The following is a 17,931-nucleotide window of genomic DNA, read 5'->3' as shown; positions in this document are numbered from 1 at the left end:
CCGCCGACGCGCCGCCTCGGGAGGGGCAGGACGCGGATGGCCACTCCGGTGGAGCGTCCCGACACTCATGACCGCCGGCATCCGGGAACGGGTGCCGGCGAATGATTTCATAGGCGGTGCGCCAGATGGCGCCGTCGCGCCTTAGCCGCACATGACCGGCCAAGCCGACCCCTTCGGCGTCCGGGATACGACGCTGCCTTCCTGTTTTGGAGCGCCGTCCCGAAAGCCGGTAACCGCTTCGTCGGGATGCGCTCTAACGGGCCTCGTGGCCTTTGCCGCTGGCGCCGGGCGAGGAACCGGAGCCGGCATCGTTGGCGCCCGTGCTGTTGGCCGTGCCGGAGCGGCTCTTGTCACCCGAAGTCGGGCCGCTTCCGGCCGCTCCGGGGGACGCCCCCGAACCGGCATCGTTCGGCCCCGTGCTGTCGGCCGTGCCGGAGCGGCTTGTGCCGGAAGCCCCCGTGCCTTCGGCGGCGAAGGCCGCGGGCGCGAGCAGGAGGGTGCTGGCGAGGGCGAAGGTCAGAGCCTTCATGGCGGATCTCCCTGTTTGTTGAGGTGATGGGCCCTGGGAGAACCGGCGCTCCGGGACGCTGTTCCGCCCTGCCCGCTTCGCACCATCGCATCGCGGCGCATCGCTCGATCAGGGCTCGGGATCACGCGCCTCCGAGGCCGTCCGGAGCACGCATCCCGCCCCACATACTCAGCTCCCGCGAAGATCGCGCCCTTGTGATGGATGAAACAGGAACGGCGGCGCGCGAGAAATCTTGAGCGGCGGATCGGCGGCGATGCACAGACCGTCGGGGCTTGGTCTCGCAGAGGTCATGCGCGATCCTGCTCCAAGCCGGAGCGAACCGCAGCAGTGCCCTGCCGCTCCGAATCCCGTGATCCTCCCCGACAGAAGGAAGCCCGACGCCGATGGGCGCGCTCATCCCGAACCCGAACGCGGCGACCTGGGGTATCGCCGCGCTGGCGACGCTCGGCGTGATCCTGCGCCCGTTCTCCTGGCCGGAGGCGATCTGGGCGGTGCTCGGCGCGGTGCTCCTCGTCCTCCTCGGCCTGATCCCCTGGCAGACCGCCCTGGAGGGCGCGGCCAAGGGCACCGACGTCTACCTCTTCCTCGTGGGGATGATGCTGCTCTCCGAGATCGCCCGGAAGCAGGGCCTGTTCGATTGGCTCGCCGCCCACGCGGTGCGGGCCGCGAAGGGGTCGCCGACGCGGCTGTTCTCGCTCGTCTACGTCGTCGGCACGGTGGTCACGATCTTCCTCTCGAACGATGCCTGCGCGGTGGTGCTGACGCCCGCCGTCTTCGCCGCGACGCGGGCCGCCGGGGTGAAGCAGCCCCTGCCCTACCTGTTCGTCTGCGCCTTCATCGCCAACGCGGCGAGCTTCGTGCTGCCGATCTCGAACCCGGCCAACCTCGTCGTCTTCGCCGAGCACATGCCGCCGCTCGGCCGCTGGCTGGCGACCTTCACCCTGCCCTCCCTCCTCGCCATCGTCGCGACTTATCTCGTCCTGCGCCTGACCCAGAACGCGCGGCTGAAGGCCGAGACGGTCGCGACCGACGTCGCGATCCCGAGGCTCGGGCTCGGCGGCACGATCGCGGCCGGGGGCATCGTCGCCACCGGCGCGGCCCTGATCGGCGCCTCTGCCGCCGGGATCGAACTCGGTCTTCCGACCTTCATCGCCGGGCTCGCCACCACCCTCGTCGTGCTCGCGATCAACCGGGGCGGGCTGGTCGCGGTCGTTCGGGACGTCTCCTGGGGCGTGCTGCCTCTGGTCGCCGGGCTCTTCGTCCTCGTCGAGTCCCTGGAGAAGACCGGCCTGCTCGCAAGGCTCGCCGACCTCCTGGGCCGCGCCGCGCAGGGTGATCCCGCCGCGACGGCCTGGGCCGGCGGCGCGCTCGTCGCGTTCGGATCGAACCTCGTGAACAACCTGCCGGCGGGCCTCCTGGCGGGCGCCGCGGTGCAGGCTGCCCATGTGCCGGAGACGGTGGCGGGGGCGATCCTGATCGGCGTCGATCTCGGGCCGAACCTCTCGGTCACGGGCTCGCTCGCCACGATCCTCTGGCTCACCGCGATCCGCCGCGAGGGCCAAAACGTCTCCGCCTGGGCGTTCCTGAAGCTCGGCGCCCTGGTCATGCCCCCGGCGCTGGCGCTGGCCCTCGCGGCTCTGATCCTCGCCTGATCCACTCCCATCCCAGCCCGCTGCCGATCCGGAGGCCGACCCGCGTGAGTGCCGCCCTGCTCTATCCCTTCATCATCGTGGCGGGCGCGCTCCAGGCGCTCGGCAACTCCATGAACGCGCAGTTGCGCGGGCACCTCGTCAACCCGTTCCTCGCCGCCGCGGTCTCCTTCCTGCCGATCGTCTTCGTCTTCGCGACGCTGTTCCTCGTGATGCCGACGCCGCTGCCCAGCCTCGACTCGCTGGCGGCGATGCCGTGGTACGCGCCGCTCGGCGGCGTGGCTGGTGCCGTGGCGGTGTTCGGCGGCCTCGCCTTCGTCGACAAGGTCGGCGCCGGCCCCTTCAACGGCCTGACGCTGACGGCCAACATCCTGACCTCGCTGGCGATGGATTCGCTGGGCCTGTTCGGGCTGCAAGGCGGTGGGTTCAAGCCGATGCCCTGGCTCGGCGGCCTGCTCATGGCGATCGGCGTGACCTTCATCGCCCGCGTCACGCCCGGCAAAGGCGCCGGGCAAGGCGCCGGGCAAGACGAGACCAAGGATGCCGGCCACGGCCTCAACCCGCGGCTGCTCTATCCCTTCATCGTCGTCGCGGGCGCCCTGCAGGCGATCGGCGTGGTCTGGAACGCGCAGTTGCGCGGAGCCCTGATCAACCCGTGGCTCGCGGCCCTGGTCTCGTTCCTGCCGGTGGTGTTCGTCTTCGTGCTGGTCTTCCTGCTGCGGCCGAAGCCGCTGCCGCAGCGAGCCGATATCGAGGGGGTGCGCTGGTGGATGCCGCTGGCCGGCCTCACCGGCGCCGTGGCCGTGTTCGCCGGCCTGCTCTTCGTCGACAAGGTCGGCGCGGGCGCCTTCAACGGCCTCCTGATCACCGCCAACCTGCTGACCTCGGTGGCGCTGGACCATTTCGGCTGGGTCGGCATGAAGCGGGTGCGGGCCGGCGCCTCGCGGCTGGGCGGGGCCGCCCTGATGGTGGTCGGCATCGTCCTCATCTCGCTGTTCTGACAGCCGCGACCGAGCCCGGAACGCCTCACGGGCAGAGCCGGGGGCGGCCGGTGGGCGTCAATGCGCGAGGATCCTCGACAGAAACTGCTGGGCGCGCTCGCTGCGGGGCCGGTCGAAGAAGGCGTCCTTCGCCACGTCCTCGACGATCTCGCCGCGATCCATGAACACCACCCGGTCGGCCACCTTGCGGGCGAACCCCATCTCGTGGGTCACGACCATCATCGTCATACCGTCGCGGGCCAGTTCCACCATGACGTCGAGCACCTCGCCGACCATCTCGGGATCGAGCGCCGAGGTCGGTTCGTCGAACAGCATCACCACCGGGTCCATGGCGAGTGCCCGGGCGATCGCCACCCGCTGCTGCTGCCCGCCCGAGAGCTGGCCCGGATGTTTATGTGCATGCGCCGAGAGGCCGACGCGGGCGAGCAGGTCGAGGCCGCGCTGGGCCGCCTCTGCCTTCGAACGCCCGAGCACCTTGCGCGGAGCGAGCGTGAGGTTGTCGAGGACGCTGAGATGCGGGAACAGCTCGAAATGCTGGAACACCATGCCGACCCGCGCGCGCAGCCGCGGCAGGTTGGTGGCCTTGTCCCGCACCCGCGTGCCATCGACGGTGATCTGCCCCTCCTGGAACGGCTCCAGGGCGTTGACGCATTTCAGCAGCGTCGACTTGCCCGAGCCCGAGGGGCCGCACACCACCACCACCTCGCCGCGCGTCACCGCGGTGGAGCAGCCGGACAGGACCCGGACCTCGCCGTACCACTTCGACACCGCCTCGATGGCGATCATCGTCCCGCCCGCGGCGGGCGGCTGCGGCGATGTCAGCGGCGCGGTCATCGGCCCACCCTCATCCTGATTATCCGTCACCGGGCGATCGCCGTGCGGGCCTGGAGCCGGCGCACCAGCAGCGAGGCTGCGAAGCACACGGCGAAGTAGACCAGCGCGGCGAACAGGTACATCTCCACGAGCCGCCCGTCGCGCTGCGCCACCTTGGAGGCGGCGCCGAGGAAGTCGGTCAGCGACAGCACGTAGACGAGCGAGGTGTCCTGAAAGAGCACGATCGTCTGCGTCAGCAGCAGCGGCACCATGTTGCGGAACGCCTGCGGCAGCACCACGAGCCGCATGACCTGCGCGTAGCTCATGCCGAGCGCCCGAGCCGCCGCGCTCTGGCCCTTCGGGATCGACTGGATGCCGGCCCGCACGATCTCGGAGAAGTAGGCCGCCTCGAACAGGGTGAAGGTGACGAGCGCGCTGGCAAACGCCCCGACCTGGATCGGCGTGTCCGCGCCGATCGCCCAGGCGCCGAGATAGGGCACGAGGAAGTAGAACCAGAAGATCACCAGCACGAGCGGCAGGGACCGCATCAGCTCGACATAAAACTTGGCCGCATGCGTCAGACCCGGCACGCCCGAGAGCCGCAGCAGCGCCAGCCCGGTGCCGAGCACGATGCCGCCGCTCGCCGCGAGCGCGGTCAGCGTCAGCGTGAACACCATCCCCTCGCCGAACAGGTAGGGCAGCGAATTGGCGACGACGGAAAGGTCGAAATGCCCGAACATCAGCGCCCTCCCGGCACGGCCACGCGCCGTTCCAGCAGGGTCGCGCCCGCGATCACCACGAGGTTGAGGGCGACGTAGAGCAGAGTCGCCGCGGTGAAGGCCTCGAACACCTGGAACGAGAATTCCTGCATCGAGCGCGCCCGCGCCGTGAGTTCGAGCAGGCCGATGGTCAGCGCGACGGAGGTGTTCTTGAGGTTGTTCAGGAATTCCGAGGTGAGCGGCGGCAGGATGATCCGGTAGGCGTTGGGCAGAAGCACGGCGCGGTAGGTCTGCGCCCAGGTGAGGCCCAGCGCGAGGCCCGCCTGCGCCTGCCCCCGCGGCAGGGCGCGGATGCCCGCCCGCACCTGCTCGGCCACCCGCGCGGCGGTGAAGAAGCCCAGACACAGAACCGCCGTGTAGAACGGCGCATCCGGCATCTGCTTGACGGCCGAGCCGAGACGCGCGGGCAGGAGTTCCGGCAGCACGAAGTACCAGAGGAACATCTGCACCAGCAGCGGCACGTTGCGGAATCCCTCGACATAGGCCGCGCCGATGGCGTTGGCGGTCCGCGAGGGCAGCGTGCGCATCACGCCGACCACCGAGCCGAGGGTGAAGGCGATGGCCCACGAGCAGAGGGCGGTGACCACCGTCCAGGCCAGCCCGGAGAGCAGCATGTCGGCATAGGTGCCGGCGCCCTCGGGGGACGGCTCCAGGAAGATGCCCCAGTTCCAGGTGTAGTTCATCGCAGTTCGCCCAACCGCATCCGCGCCGGCCCGGTCAGTAGGCCGCCGGGTCAGGGCTGTCGCTGGGGTTGGCCAAGGCCTTCCGCATCGCCTCGCTCATCGGGAGCTTCAGGTTGATGCCCCGCGGCGGGATGGCTTGCGTGAACCACTTCTCGTAGAGCGCCGTCCCCTCCGGGCTCTTGTAGAGGGCGGCGGTGGCGGCATCGACCACGGCCTTGAAGGCCGGGTCGTCCTTGCGCAGCATGATGCCGTAGGGCTCGGGGCGCGACTGCGCCTCCGAGGAGATCGCGTAGGCGTCGGGCGTCTTCGATCCGGCGACGAGGGCGGCGAGCAGCACGTCGTCCGTCACGAAGGCGTCGGCGCGGCCGGTCTCGACCATCAGGAAAGCCTCGGCGTGGTCCTTGGCCGGCAGGATCCGCATGCCGAGGCCCCGGGCGGTGTTGATCTCGTTGATCTGGCGGATGTTGGTGGTGCCCGAGGTCGAGACCACGGTGCGGCCCTTGAGGTCGTCGGTCTTGTCGAGCCCCTTGTCCCGCTTGGCGACGAAGCGCGTCGCGGTGAGGAAGTGGGTGTTGGTGAAGGCCGCCTGCCGCTGCCGGTCGGCGTTGTTGGTGGTCGAGCCGCATTCGAGGTCGATCGTCCCGTTGGCGATCAGCGGGATGCGGGTGGCGGAGGTGACGGGGTTGAGCCGCACCTCCAGCGTGTCGAGCTTCAGATGCGCTTTGACCGCGTCGGCGACCTTGAGACAGATCTCGAAGGCGTAGCCCACCGGCTTCTGATTGCCGTCGAGATAGGAGAACGGCACCGAGGCGTCGCGATAGCCGATGGTGATGGCGCCCGTGTCCTTCACCTTCTTGAGGGTTCCGCTCAACTCCTGCGCGCCGACCGGTGCCGTGGCCGCCGAAATCGCGAGGGCGGCGAGGAAAAGCGCATGACTCAGGTGCATACGGCGGACCTTTTTCTGACGACGACCGCCTCGTTGCAGCCGGGACGAACCGCGGGACGGGCACGCGATTTGAAACGCATAGTGATGCTGAGAGAAGCGCTTGTCATCCGATCCGGACAAGCTCGCTGAGGCAAAGCCCATACCATCGGTGCGAAGCGCCACGCCCCAGGGCCTACCGGCGGGTGCATCCGGGGCGGACCATCAGAAGTCGCGCTGGACACGGATGCGGATCTGCGTCGTGTCGTAGTGCTTCTCGGTATAGGCCGGCAGGCCGTTCACGGTGACGGGGCGGGTCGCGTCGGCGTCGCGCCCGCCGAGCAGGCCGGTGCCGATATAGGTTCCCTCGATGCCGATATCGAGATCCTTGACCGGCGACCAGATCAGGCTCGCGCCGGCGATGATCTGGTAGTTGTCGCGCAGGATCGGGTTGGATGCGAAGGCCGCGCCGGTCGGCGGCGCGGAGGAGCCGACGAGATTGTTGACGAGACTGAACGCCTCGCGGGTGCCGCGCCGAAACCCGACCTCGCCATAGCTCCCGAAGACGGCGGAGCGCCATTCGGGCGCCCAGTAATGCAGGAGGGAGGCGGTCGCCGTGAAGCTCTTCGACAGGTCGATCCGGCCGGTCAGCGGGTTGATCACCGCGTCGGCCAGGGCCTGTACGAAGGGGCCGCCCTGCACCGGGGTGAGCTGGCTGCTATAGTTGCCGGTGAAGAACGAGAAGCCGGTATAAATCAGCGCGCCCTCGCCGTAGGCGCCCTGCAGGTAGAGCCCGTCACCCGCGGCGATCCAGGGCAGGTTGAGCTTGAGGCCGCCCTGCACCGCCCAACCGTGATCGGTCTGTGATCCCGATGTGATGCCGCGGGTGGCGAGCAGGGCTGCGGCGGTGCCGGCGCCCACCGGCCCCGTCGCGGAACCCGGCGCGGCGGTCAGGGTGGAGATGCCGGAATTGGCGATGAAGCCGCCGATATTGACGTCCTTGACGGCGGCCGAGAGTTGGATCGAGCCCCAGCCCGCATCGTAGCGCAGCGCCCCGACGAAGTCCGGCATGCGCGAGCGCTGCACCGCGTCGACGAAGACGGCCGTGCTGGCGGTACCGTTGGCATTGGTGCCGAGGATGACGGGGCTCGGAGCGGTGACGAAGACGTTGTTCACGCCGCTCTGGCCGGGGATGGTCCCGGTGGGGGCGGCCGAGGCGGCGTAGAACGGGTTCTTGCGGAGGTTCGGATCCTCCATCGACAGCGTCGCCGACCAGCCCTCCCCCATCTTGGACGTATAGGCCAGGAGGTTGGTGGAGGGCATGTCCGACCCCGCCGTCGAGCCGATCAGCTCGTAATCGTGGGCGTAGAAGTCGAAGAACGAGGAGGCGCGGCCCGCTGTCAGCCCGGCGAATTGAACGAAGGCCTTGTCGGCCACGACATAGTTCTGGACCCGGCCGAGCGCGTCCTGGCCGGTCGCCGGAAAGGCGTTGCCGATGCGTTGCTGCGTGCCCGACGCCATGGTCACGCCGGTACGGCTCGCGGCCTCCACGCGCAGGAAAGCGCGCAGGGTCCCGTAGCCGGTCTGGGTGCGCGCATCGACGTTCATGCGCATCAGCCCACGGTACTGCGACAGGTCGCCCGCACTGTTGGTGCGGTTCTGGACCGGGATGTACCCGGCCTCGAAGCGGGCGCGGCCCGAAACGCGCAGGCAGGTGTCGGTACCGGGGATATAGAAGAAGCCTGCACCGCTCGCGCTGCAGACCCGGACGAACTCGATCGGGACCGCCTTCCTGACGGGCAGGTCAGCCGCCCCGGCGGCGTCGACGGCCATCACGGCCGTGACCGCGATCGCGGCTCCCGCCAGACCTGTGGTTGCAACCCGCCCCATCCACCGGACCTCCGCCATCAGCCCCGCCCCCTCACGGCGCCGAGTCGCCCGCCATGCCGCTCCCTGAGGAGACATGACGACGGTCGAGGGCACGACTTGCATAACGTTTGTGCAGACTGCGCAGACATGGCCCATCTTCATGGAAGCTTGTATAAGCAGGAATCAATACTGAAATACTAGAACCCTGTAGTTGACCCGTCACGCACAATCGCACGTTGCCGCAGATCGGCGCCTGCCTGTGACTTTTCAGCCGCACCCCGTCCCTTCGACGCGGCCGGTCGGGATGAAACGGATGATCCGATCGTGGCGACGGGACAGCCCGGCGCAGGGAGCCGGATCGCGCGGGCTCAGCCGAGACACGCCCCTGCACGGATGAGTTGAGAGGCCTGCCTCGCCGGACAGGCGAAGAAGAAGATTTGATTTAATCCCGAAAAAATCAGGTCATCACGAGGTTTCGTCCGGGCCGTTGCAGGCGGGGGACAAAGGGAGAAGGCATTTCAGCGACTGAAATACGCAGTTCAACTCCCTGATTTCGCTCCGTTTTGGCCCCGTGCCGCCATGTGGAAAACCCGTCGACGCAAGAGCGGCGGATTCACGGCTCCGCCGACAAAATGCATCGATCAAAGCGGGGGTCCTTGCACTGGTATACCAGTCTAGGCGATCTCTAGCCGGCCCCGAGCGAACTCTGCGAAAGAACAGGAGCGGTGTGGTGAAGCGGTCGGTTCTCTGCGCGTCGTTACTTGCCGGCGCCTCCATTCCCCTCTTCATCGGTCCGGTGCTGGCCCAGAGCGGCCCCTTTGCCGGCCCCCTGGAAACACGGCCCGTCACGGCCACGGAGGCCGCGACCGCCACGATGCAGGCGGGGATCGCCGCGTCCCGCAAGAAGCAGGATGGCCCCTACTTCGCGGCCCAGCCGTCCAAGCCGCCGAACTTCCTCTACAAGGGGTTCGGCGAGCCGGAGAACTGGCGCATCAGCGGCTCGTTCCGGCCGCGGGTGGAGGGCATCGCCAACCAGTTCCGCCCGGTGCCGACCTTCGCGGCCAACGACATCCTGAACTCGTACCTCACCACCCTGCATGTGGAGTACGGGATCAAGGGACCGGTGCGCGTCGGCGTCGAGCTGTTCGACAGCCGCGGCTACTTCCAGCAGCGCAACTCCTCCGCCTTCACCACGGAGATCAATGCCCTCGAACCGGGCCAGGCCTATCTCAACTTCGACACCGGCGATCTCGGTGACAACGGCTCGAAGAGCAGCCTCACGGTGGGCCGCTTCACCAAGAACATCGGCTCGCGCCGCCTCGTCTCGCGCCAGCAGTTCCGCAACACCATCAACGCCTATACCGGCGTGACCTTCGACTGGCAGGGCGTGGGCAAGGACAAGTTCACGGCGCTGTGGGTGATGCCGCACACGCGGCTGCCGGACGACGTCAACGGCATCCTCGACAACGGCATCGAGCTCGACCGCGAGAGCCTGAACCTGCAGCTCTTCGGCGCCTCCTACACCTTCGCCAACATCTTCGGCGGCACGTTCGAGCTCTACGGCTACGGCCTCTACGAGCAGGATTCGGGCACCGGCCTGCGCTCGGTCCAGACCCGTGACCGGCGCCTGTTCACCCCCGGCCTGCGGCTCGCCCGCGCGCCGCGGGTCGGCGAGTTCGACTACGATTTCGAGGGGATCTACCAGACCGGTCTCGCCCGCGAGACCGCCGCGGCCGCCGACCAGCGCGACCTCACCGTCTCGGCCTATTTCGTCCATGCCGAGGTCGGCTACACCCTCGATCATGAGTGGAAACCGAGGCTGTCGCTGCACTACGACCACGCCAGCGGCGACCGGGCCAATGACGGCAAGTTCAGCCGCTTCGACACCCTGTTCGGCGCCCGGCGCTTCGAGTACGGCCCGACCGGTCTCTACGGCCCGGTGCAGCGCGCCAACCTGATCTCGCCCTCGATCCGCGCCGAGATCACCCCGAGCCCGGTCTGGGACGCCTTCATCGCCTACCGCCCGCTCTGGCTGGAAAGCGCCACCGACACCTTCGCCGCGACCCTGATCCGCGACCGCACCGGCCGCTCCGGTACCTTCGCCGGCCACCAGATCGAGGGCCGCCTGCGCTACTGGATCATCCCCAACGAGATGATCCTCGATACCGGCCTCGCCTATCTCGCCAAGGGCGACTTCCTGCGCAACGCCCCCAACGCACCCGATACCGGCGACACCTTCTATGGTTATCTCAACACGACGCTGTTCTTCTGATCCTCTGCCGGCCTCGCTGCGTCAGCGCATAAACTGACGATGCGGGGATGCTGACACGTCAACCAGACAGCGAACGGTTGACAGCCCGGCACGCGAAGACCTGAACACCGACCCGACGGTCACCGGCCGCTGACATCGTGGATTCGGCCGGATCGTCCGACGCATCGGGGGAGACTTCCGTGGCGAAGACGGCATCCGACACCAAGGCCAAGCACGCCGCGAAGAATGCGGCCGGAGGCCAGGGTGAGGTCAAGAAGTCCAAGGCGGCGGCCGGGAAGGCCAAGGGCACGGGCGGCAAAGGCGGCTCGGGAAAGAAGGCGGCCAAGGCCGAGATGAAGGCTGCGGCCATCGCGGCGGCCGAGAAGGCCGCCCGCCCGGACGCGCTCGGGACGGCGGCAAGGACCACCGCGGAGAATCCGCCCCAGGAGGAGGATCTCGCCGTCGCCACCGTGCGCAAGGTGGCGATGGAAGGGGCGAAGACCCGCTCGGAACACGACCTGCTCGGGGACGGCGAGGTGCCGGCCGATGCGCTGTGGGGCATCCACACCAAGCGGGCGGTGGCGAACTTCCCGATCACCGGCGTGTCGGTGGGCCATTATCCGGAGCTGGTGCGGGCGCTCGCCCTGGTGAAACAGGCCGCGGCCCGGTCCAACCACCGGCTCGGCTACCTGCCGAAGGGGAAGGCGAAGATCATCGAGGAGGCCTGCACCCTCGTCGCGACCGATCCGACTTACGCCGAGTCCTTCGTGGTCGACGCGATCCAGGGCGGGGCCGGCACCTCGACCAACATGAACGCCAACGAGGTGATCGCCAATGTCGGCCTGAGGCTGATGGGCAGGGCGCCGGGCGACTACGCCGCGCTGCATCCCAACGACGACGTCAACATGGCGCAATCGACCAACGACGCCTACCCGACGGCCCTGCGGCTCGCGGTGATCTTCGCCACCCAGCCGCTGGTCAAGGCGCTCGACGACCTCGCCTACGCCTTCAAGAGCAAGGCGGTGGAGTTCGCCGACGTGCTCAAGATGGGCCGCACCCAGCTCCAGGATGCGGTGCCGATGACGCTGGGCCAGGAGTTCGACGGCTTCCACGCCACGATCAAGGAGGATGTGGCGCGATTGACCGAGATCGTCGGCCTGTTCCGCGAGGTGAATCTCGGCGCCACCGCGATCGGCACCGGGATCAACGCCGATCCGCGCTACGCCGCGCTGGCCGTGGAGGAGCTGTCGCGGCTCTCGGGTCAGCCGATGGTGCTGGCCTCGAACCTGATCGAGGCGACCTCGGATCTCGGCGCCTTCGTGCTGTTCTCCGGCGTCCTGAAGCGCGTCGCGGTCAAGCTGTCCAAGATCTGCAACGACCTGCGCCTGCTCTCGTCCGGTCCCCGCACGGGCTTCGGCGAGATCCGGCTGCCGGCGGTGCAGGCGGGCTCCTCGATCATGCCGGGCAAGGTCAACCCGGTGATCCCGGAAGTGGTCAACCAAGTCGCCTACATGGTGATCGGCCACGATCTCACGGTGACGCTCTGTGCCGAGGGCGGCCAGCTCCAGCTCAACGCGTTCGAGCCGACCATCGGCTACTGCGTGCTGAGCTCCTTACGGATGCTGACGGCCGCCATCGACACCCTGACCAAGCGCTGCATCGACGGCATCGAGGCCGACCGCGAGCGCTGCCGCAGCCTCGTCCAGGGCTCGATCGGCCTCGTCACGGCGCTCGCGCCGACGCTCGGCTACGAGGCCAGTTCCCGCATCGCCCGCCGCGCGCTGAAGGAGAACCGCGCGGTGGCGGATCTGGTGCTGGAGGAGGGCCTCCTCACCGAGGCCCAGCTCAACGGACTGCTCGAACTGGAAGCCATGACCCACCCGACCCGGCGGCAGAAGGCCGGGACGGTCGTGTGAGTCTCTGGGGGTGAGCCTTGCGGCGGTCAGGGGATGACCCGCTCCGCCCGCAGCCGCGCGAACAGGTCGAAGAACGCGTCGTCCGAGGGCTGGTAATCGAGGAAGCCCAGGCGCCGGCTCTTGCTCATGTCGGTCACGACCTCGATCGGCCGGCCGAGATCGGCATCGGTGTGCCACGCCGAGGCCAGGTGGTTCAGGTCGGGCTCGATCAGGCCGTGGCGCTCGGCCAGTTCAGCCCAGAGCGGGGCGGCGCCCGCCATCTGCGCTTCCAGCGGGTTCACCGCGCCGTCGAAGGGCGCGGGCTCGATGCCGAACCATTGGGCGAGCCGGCCCCACATCCACTGCCAGCGGAAGACGTCGCCGTTGACGACGTTGAAGGCCTCGTTATGCGCGGCCTCCGTCAGCGCCGCCCATTCGAGGTGGCGGGCGAGCAGCCGCGCGTCGGTCACGTCGGTGAGCCCGTTCCACTGCGCCGCCGAGCCGGGGAAGCGGAAGGGCCGTCCGGTCTCGCGGCAGAGCGTGGCGTAGACGGCCAGCGTCACGCCCATGTTCATGGCGTTGCCGAGCGCGTAGCCGACGATCGTGTGCGGGCGGTGCACGCTCCACGAGAAGCCGTCGCGCGCGGCCGCCGCGAACACCGCATCCTCCTGCGCGTAGTAGAAGTTCTCGACGGGCAGGCGCGGCAGATCCTCGCGAAACGGCGTCGGCGGCAGGCTGCCCTTCCCGTAGGACTCGAACGGCCCGAGATAGTGCTTGAGCCCCGTCACCAGCGCCACATGGCGCAGGCTGGCCGCCGGGCGGAGCGCGTCGAGAAGGTTGGCGACCATCGCGGCGTTGACGCGGATGTTCTCGGCTTCCGTCGGCTGGCGCAGCCAGGTGGTGAGAAAGACGTGGCTCGGCGCATGGCCCTCCAGCGCCTGGGCGAGTGCGGTCGGGTCGAGCAGGTCGGCGGCGATCGGCGTGACCCCGGCGATTTCCGGCGGGCGCCGGGCGAGCCCCTCGACGCGCCAGCCCTGCGCCACGAGGTGCCGGGCGAGGTTGTTGCCGACGATACCGCCGACGCCCGCGATCAATGCCGTTCCCGCCATACCCAACTCCGGTCCCGTCCTCGGCCCCGTCACGTCCGGTGCGGCGCCTCCTGGTCGGAAACCGGTCTGGGGGCGATCCGTTCGATCCCGAATCGAGGCCGCATCCGGCATTCCCCCTAACCGGCGGTGGGCTCCAGGCCCTCCCGGCCGTCGAGCACCCGCACGGCACGCTCCCGGTCGAGGTCGCCCTCCCAGGCGGCGACGACGACGGTGGCGACGCAATTGCCGATCAGGTTGCCCAGCGACCGGGCGATGCCGACGAACCAATCGACCGAGAGCACCAGCACGAGGCCGATCGCGGGAATCGAGGGGACGGCGTTCAGGGTCGCGGCCAGGATCACGATGGCCGAGCCCGGCACGCCGTGGGCGCCCTTCGAGGTGACCAGCGAGACGCCGAGCACCAGCATCAGGTCGCTGAAGGAGAGCGGCGTGTTGGTCGCCTGCGCGATGAAGACGACGGCAAGCGTCAGGTAGATCGAGAAGGCATCGAGGTTGAAGGAATAGCCCGTGGGCACCACGAGGCCGACGGTGGAGTCCTTCACCCCGAGATGCACGAGCTTGCGCATGATCTGCGGCAGCACCGCGTCGGAGGAGGAGGTGCCGAGCACGATGGTCAGCTCCTCGCGCAGATAGATCAGGAGCTTGACGAGGCTGAGGCCCGCGAGCCGCATCACCGCGCCGAGGATCACGAACACGAACAAAGCCACCGCGAGGTAGAACAGGGCCACGAGCGAGAGGAGCTGCGCCAGCGAGCCGATGCCGTAGCGTCCGACCGTGTAGGCGACGGCGCCGAACACCCCGAGCGGGGCCACCCGCACGATCAGCCCCATGGCCTTGAACAGCACCGTGGAGAGGGCGTCGATCAGGCCAGAGACCGCCCTGGCCTTCTCGCCGCCGACCAGGGCGAGACTCACCCCGAACAGCACGGCGAAGAACAGCACCTGCAGCACGTCGTTGCGGGCGAACGCGTCGAAGGCGGTCTTAGGGATGATGGCGAGGAGGAAATGCGCGATGCCGCCGCCCTGCAGCTTCTGCGCGGAATCGGCGTAGCCGCCGAGGGCCCCGGCATCGAGGCTTGCGACATCGATGTTCATGCCGTGGCCGGGCCCGACGAGGTAGGCGAGCCCGAGCCCGAGCAGGAGGGCCAGGCTCGTCATCACCTCGAAATAGATCAGCGCCTTCACGCCGACCCGCCCGACCTTCCCGAGGTCGCCCGCCCCGGCGATGCCATGCACGACGACGCAGAACACGATCGGCGCCACGATCATCGCGATCAGCCGGAGGAAGGCGTCGCTCAGGATCTTCAGCTCTGCGGCGAAGCCGGGCGCCAGAGCGCCGACGAGGATGCCGGCCAGAAGCCCGGCGATCACCTGCACGAACAGGGACTTGTGGAGCGGCGCCCGCTCGGTCGGCAGGGTGGCGGCATGGCTCATCGGGCGGGCTCCTCGCAGCATTTTCGACCTGCGCGCCGCCGAACGGGCTTCCGCTTCGGCGAGAGGCACGTCGGCGGGAAGCATTTCGGCGCAAGGGGCGGTGCAAGCGGCGGCGCAGCACCCCACAGCCGCCCCCGCGCACAACGTGGGCGGGTATATCCTTAGACCCATCCGGTCAGGTAGTAGACCCCGATCACGAAAAATACGGCCACGGTCTTGATGATCGTGATGGCGAAGATGTCGCCGTAGGATTGGCGGTGGGTCAGGCCGGTGACGGCCAGCAGCGTGATGACCGCGCCGTTATGGGGCAGGGTGTCCATGCCGCCGCTCGCCATGGAGGCGACCCGGTGCATCACTTCGAGGGGGATGCCGGCCGCCTGCGCCGCCTCGACGAAGCGGCCCGACAGGGCGCCGAGTGCGATCGAGAGCCCGCCCGACGCCGAGCCGGTGACGCCGGCCAGCACGTTGACCGTCACCGCCTCGTTGATCAGCGGGTTGGGGATCGCCGAGAGCGCGTCCGAGATCACCTTGAAGCCGGGGAGCGCGGCGATGACGGCGCCGAAGCCGTACTCGGTAGCGGTGTTCATACCCGCCAGCAGGGAGCCGGCGACGGCCGCCTTCGAGCCCTCTGAAAACCGTTCGGCGAGGTTGCGGTAGCCGAGGATCACGGTGGCGAGGATGCCGAGAAGCAGCGCGCCCTGCACTGCCCAGATCGCCGCCACGGTCTTGACTTGTACGGTGACGGGATGGGCCGCCATCTCCGGGGTGAGCGCCGCGCTCGCCTGCTCGCCGTAGGCGGCGGTGATCCAGGCGAGCAGGAGCTTGTTGCCGATCCCGACGATGAGGAGCGGCAGGATCGCCACGGCGGGATGGATGACCACCTTGTCCTCGACCGCCTGCGGCTCGTTGGTGTGGCCCTCGCCGTAGCCCTCGTCCCCGGCGGAGCGGCGGCGCCATTCGAGATAGGCGACGCCGACCGCGAACACGAAGAGGGCGCCGATGACGCCGAGCCACGGGGCGGCGTAGGCGTCGGTCTTGAAGAAGGAGGCCGGGATGATGTTCTGGATCTGCGGCGTGCCCGGCAGGGTGTCCATGGTGAAGGTGAAGGCGCCGAGCGCGATCGTGCCGGGGATCAGGCGCTTGGGGATGTTCGAGCGGCGAAACAGCTCGGCGGCGAAGGGGTAGACGGCAAACACCGCCACGAACAGCGAGACGCCGCCATAGGTGAGGATCGCGCCCACCAGCACGATCGCGACGATCGCCCTTCCCTCCCCGAGGAGCCCGGTGACGGCGCCGACGATGGAGCGGGCAAAGCCTGAGATCTCGATGAGCTTGCCGAACACGGCGCCGAGCAGGAAGACGGGGAAGTACAGCTTCAGGAAGCCGACCAGCTTCTCCATGAACAGCCCGGAGAACAGGGTCGGCACGGCAGCCGGATCGGTCAGCAGCACCGCGCCCATCGCGGCGACGGGTGCGAACAGGATCACCGAGAAGCCGCGATAGGCGATTCCCATCAGGAAGAAGAGCGCCGCGAGGCAGATCAGGAAGCTCAAGGCAGGCACCCTCCCCGCACCTCTCACGGTGCGCGACGCTCAATCTGCCCCAAGCGCGGCCGTGTTCAATGGAGGCGGGGTTACAGGGGGCGGTGCATCACCAGCGCATCGACCGGCCCGAGGGTGGGATGGCGGAACACGCCGGGCAGGCGACCGGCCTCCCTGAGGCCGAGGCTCGTCCAGAGCGCGACGGCGTGGGTGTTGGTGGCGACCACCAGATTGAACTGCATCGCGGAAAAGCCCAGCGCCTGGGCGGTCTCGAAGGAGTGCAGGCCCATGGCGCGGGCGATGCCCCGCCCCCGCGCCTCGGGATGCGTGGCGTAGGTGCCGTTGGCGACGTGGTCGCCGGGCCCGAGCTGGTTGGCACGGACGTAGTAGCTGCCCAGCACCGCGCCCGCGCTCTCCGCGACGAAGACATGGTGGGCCGGGGAGAACCAGTAGGCGAGCGCCCGCTCCCCGTCCCAGTCCCGCGGCAGGGCGTAGGCCTCGCCCGCGCGCAGGATCGGCTCCAGGATCGACCAGATCGCGTCGTGGTCGCGGCTTTGCGCCGGGCGGATCAGGAGGTCGGTCATCGGGGCCGCGGAAGGGTCCGGTGCAAGGGGGCCGTGCAGAGGGTCCGTGCAGGCGGCCGTTACAACGATGCCGGTCACCGGCAACGGTCACGGCGCTGGTAACACGAATCGACCGCCGCCGGGCTCCAGGCTGGGAGCGGTGGGATCTTTCGGCGCAGACGCCTGACCCTTTCGGACGAACCTCTGCCCGCGCGGAGACGAAACGTCTCTCAAGACGCGGAGAAACCTCGAAAAACAGTCCTCTCGCCCGGCTCGTGCCCGGCGTTGACGGCAGGATTTTTCCAGATTGAGACTTCGAGGCGGTCGCACCGCGCGGCCGCCCGACGACCTGTCAGAGGGAGCAAACGCGATGTATCGCAGATCGACGATCCTTGCCGCCTTTGCCGCCGCACTGTCGCTGACCCCGGTCCTTCCGGCGGCCGCCCTCGCGATGCCGATGGGCGGAAGCTTCACCGGCCGGGTCGAGAGCCAGGCACCGCAGGTTCTGGGCCCGAACGAGGTCAAGCTCCAGCAGACCGCCTCCGGGATCAATACCGGCCCCGGCACCCCGCTCGACGGCGCCCGGGTGCAGTGGGTGGAAACCCTCACGCTCAAGAACGGCCAGGGGCCGGTGCAGGGCACCATCACCTTCACGACGCCCGGCGGCTCGACCTCGAGCCTCTACCGGGGCACGGTCACGACCGACGCTCAGGGCCGCGTCACGGCGACGGGCACCTATCAGGACAGCGCGGCGACCGGCGAGTTCGCGGGCACGAAGGGCAAGGGCACCTTCTCCCTCGCCTACACATCGAAGACCGAGTTCGCCGGCCAGTGGCAGGGCGAGGTGACGCTGCCGGGCCAAACCTCGTCGAAGCGCTGAAACGCGACGCAGCG

The 17,931-nt window shown here is 68.9% G+C and carries 15 protein-coding genes; 5 read left to right on the top strand and 10 right to left on the bottom strand.

The genetic code is table 11. From position 1 onward, the window contains the following. Window positions 1–253: 253 nt before the first annotated feature. Window positions 254–529, bottom strand: a complete 276-nt coding sequence (locus OVA30_RS16105) for a hypothetical protein (RefSeq protein ID WP_004446348.1) — start codon at window positions 527–529, stop codon at window positions 254–256. 383 nt (window positions 530–912) lie between these two features. Here OVA30_RS16105 and OVA30_RS16100 point away from each other — a divergent pair, with 383 nt between their 5' ends. Further along, complete coding sequence (locus OVA30_RS16100) at window positions 913–2,181, top strand: arsenic transporter (protein WP_268176056.1); 1,269 nt, start codon at window positions 913–915, stop codon at window positions 2,179–2,181. A gap of 44 nt (window positions 2,182–2,225) precedes the next feature. Then, window positions 2,226–3,179, top strand: coding sequence for a DMT family transporter (locus OVA30_RS16095; RefSeq protein ID WP_268176055.1), 954 nt, complete (start codon window positions 2,226–2,228; stop codon window positions 3,177–3,179). A 57-nt stretch (window positions 3,180–3,236) separates the two neighbouring features. Here OVA30_RS16095 and OVA30_RS16090 read toward each other — a convergent pair whose 3' ends face one another. The 5 genes from OVA30_RS16090 to OVA30_RS16070 form a co-directional block, all read right to left on the bottom strand. Continuing rightward, entirely contained in the window at window positions 3,237–3,965 is a 729-nt protein-coding gene (locus OVA30_RS16090; RefSeq protein WP_268177507.1) for an amino acid ABC transporter ATP-binding protein, read from the bottom strand. A 74-nt stretch (window positions 3,966–4,039) separates the two neighbouring features. Beyond that, a complete protein-coding gene (locus OVA30_RS16085; protein WP_004446344.1) occupies window positions 4,040–4,732 on the bottom strand; it encodes an amino acid ABC transporter permease in 693 nt (230 codons plus the stop codon). Then, the gene (locus OVA30_RS16080) at window positions 4,732–5,454 is read right to left on the bottom strand and encodes an amino acid ABC transporter permease (protein ID WP_012255135.1); all 723 of its coding nucleotides are present in this window, start codon (window positions 5,452–5,454) and stop codon (window positions 4,732–4,734) included. The genes OVA30_RS16085 and OVA30_RS16080 overlap by 1 nt, the downstream gene beginning before the upstream one ends. Window positions 5,455–5,488: 34 nt before the next feature. Beyond that, complete coding sequence (locus OVA30_RS16075; RefSeq protein WP_012255134.1) at window positions 5,489–6,400, bottom strand: amino acid ABC transporter substrate-binding protein; 912 nt, start codon at window positions 6,398–6,400, stop codon at window positions 5,489–5,491. A gap of 201 nt (window positions 6,401–6,601) precedes the next feature. After that, window positions 6,602–8,266, bottom strand: coding sequence for a porin (locus OVA30_RS16070; protein WP_268176054.1), 1,665 nt, complete (start codon window positions 8,264–8,266; stop codon window positions 6,602–6,604). A 709-nt stretch (window positions 8,267–8,975) separates the two neighbouring features. Here OVA30_RS16070 and OVA30_RS16065 point away from each other — a divergent pair. Next, window positions 8,976–10,517: an alginate export family protein gene (locus tag OVA30_RS16065; RefSeq protein ID WP_268176053.1), complete on the top strand. Its 1,542-nt coding sequence runs from the start codon at window positions 8,976–8,978 to the stop codon at window positions 10,515–10,517. Window positions 10,518–10,696: 179 nt separating this feature from the next. Then, window positions 10,697–12,412: an aspartate ammonia-lyase gene (locus OVA30_RS16060; RefSeq protein WP_265224835.1), complete on the top strand. Its 1,716-nt coding sequence runs from the start codon at window positions 10,697–10,699 to the stop codon at window positions 12,410–12,412. A gap of 26 nt (window positions 12,413–12,438) precedes the next feature. Here OVA30_RS16060 and OVA30_RS16055 read toward each other — a convergent pair whose 3' ends face one another. The 4 genes from OVA30_RS16055 to OVA30_RS16040 form a co-directional block, all read right to left on the bottom strand. After that, window positions 12,439–13,500, bottom strand: a complete 1,062-nt coding sequence (locus OVA30_RS16055; protein WP_268176052.1) for an SDR family oxidoreductase — start codon at window positions 13,498–13,500, stop codon at window positions 12,439–12,441. 116 nt (window positions 13,501–13,616) lie between these two features. Then, window positions 13,617–14,933, bottom strand: a complete 1,317-nt coding sequence (locus OVA30_RS16050; protein WP_268176051.1) for a dicarboxylate/amino acid:cation symporter — start codon at window positions 14,931–14,933, stop codon at window positions 13,617–13,619. A gap of 161 nt (window positions 14,934–15,094) precedes the next feature. After that, window positions 15,095–16,486, bottom strand: coding sequence for a GntP family permease (locus tag OVA30_RS16045; RefSeq protein WP_004446324.1), 1,392 nt, complete (start codon window positions 16,484–16,486; stop codon window positions 15,095–15,097). An 80-nt stretch (window positions 16,487–16,566) separates the two neighbouring features. Further along, entirely contained in the window at window positions 16,567–17,058 is a 492-nt protein-coding gene (locus OVA30_RS16040; RefSeq protein WP_268176050.1) for a GNAT family N-acetyltransferase, read from the bottom strand. A gap of 349 nt (window positions 17,059–17,407) precedes the next feature. Here OVA30_RS16040 and OVA30_RS16035 point away from each other — a divergent pair, with 349 nt between their 5' ends. Then, window positions 17,408–17,917 (top strand): hypothetical protein, encoded by a 510-nt coding sequence (locus OVA30_RS16035; RefSeq protein WP_268176049.1) that lies wholly within the window; start codon window positions 17,408–17,410, stop codon window positions 17,915–17,917. Window positions 17,918–17,931: the final 14 nt, after the last annotated feature.

It is taken from the genome of Methylorubrum sp. SL192, assembly GCF_026672325.1.
In the GTDB taxonomy this organism is placed as follows: domain Bacteria; phylum Pseudomonadota; class Alphaproteobacteria; order Rhizobiales; family Beijerinckiaceae; genus Methylobacterium; species Methylobacterium extorquens.
Note: the sequence above shows the minus strand (reverse complement) of the source record. Positions and strands in the feature narration are given on the sequence as shown.

Excerpts from the sequence above, each read along its gene's own strand:
- OVA30_RS16105 (WP_004446348.1), bottom strand. The coding sequence starts at position 529 with ATGAAGGCTCTGACCTTCGCCCTCGCCAGCACCCTCCTGCTCGCGCCC.
- OVA30_RS16100 (WP_268176056.1), top strand. The coding sequence starts at position 913 with ATGGGCGCGCTCATCCCGAACCCGAACGCGGCGACCTGGGGTATCGCC.
- OVA30_RS16090 (WP_268177507.1), bottom strand. The coding sequence starts at position 3,965 with ATGATCGCCATCGAGGCGGTGTCGAAGTGGTACGGCGAGGTCCGGGTC.
- OVA30_RS16085 (WP_004446344.1), bottom strand. The coding sequence starts at position 4,732 with ATGTTCGGGCATTTCGACCTTTCCGTCGTCGCCAATTCGCTGCCCTAC.
- OVA30_RS16080 (WP_012255135.1), bottom strand. The coding sequence starts at position 5,454 with ATGAACTACACCTGGAACTGGGGCATCTTCCTGGAGCCGTCCCCCGAG.
- OVA30_RS16075 (WP_012255134.1), bottom strand. The coding sequence starts at position 6,400 with ATGCACCTGAGTCATGCGCTTTTCCTCGCCGCCCTCGCGATTTCGGCG.
- OVA30_RS16070 (WP_268176054.1), bottom strand. The coding sequence starts at position 8,266 with ATGGGGCGGGTTGCAACCACAGGTCTGGCGGGAGCCGCGATCGCGGTC.
- OVA30_RS16055 (WP_268176052.1), bottom strand. The coding sequence starts at position 13,500 with ATGGCGGGAACGGCATTGATCGCGGGCGTCGGCGGTATCGTCGGCAAC.
- OVA30_RS16050 (WP_268176051.1), bottom strand. The coding sequence starts at position 14,933 with ATGAGCCATGCCGCCACCCTGCCGACCGAGCGGGCGCCGCTCCACAAG.
- OVA30_RS16040 (WP_268176050.1), bottom strand. The coding sequence starts at position 17,058 with ATGACCGACCTCCTGATCCGCCCGGCGCAAAGCCGCGACCACGACGCG.
- OVA30_RS16035 (WP_268176049.1), top strand. The coding sequence starts at position 17,408 with ATGTATCGCAGATCGACGATCCTTGCCGCCTTTGCCGCCGCACTGTCG.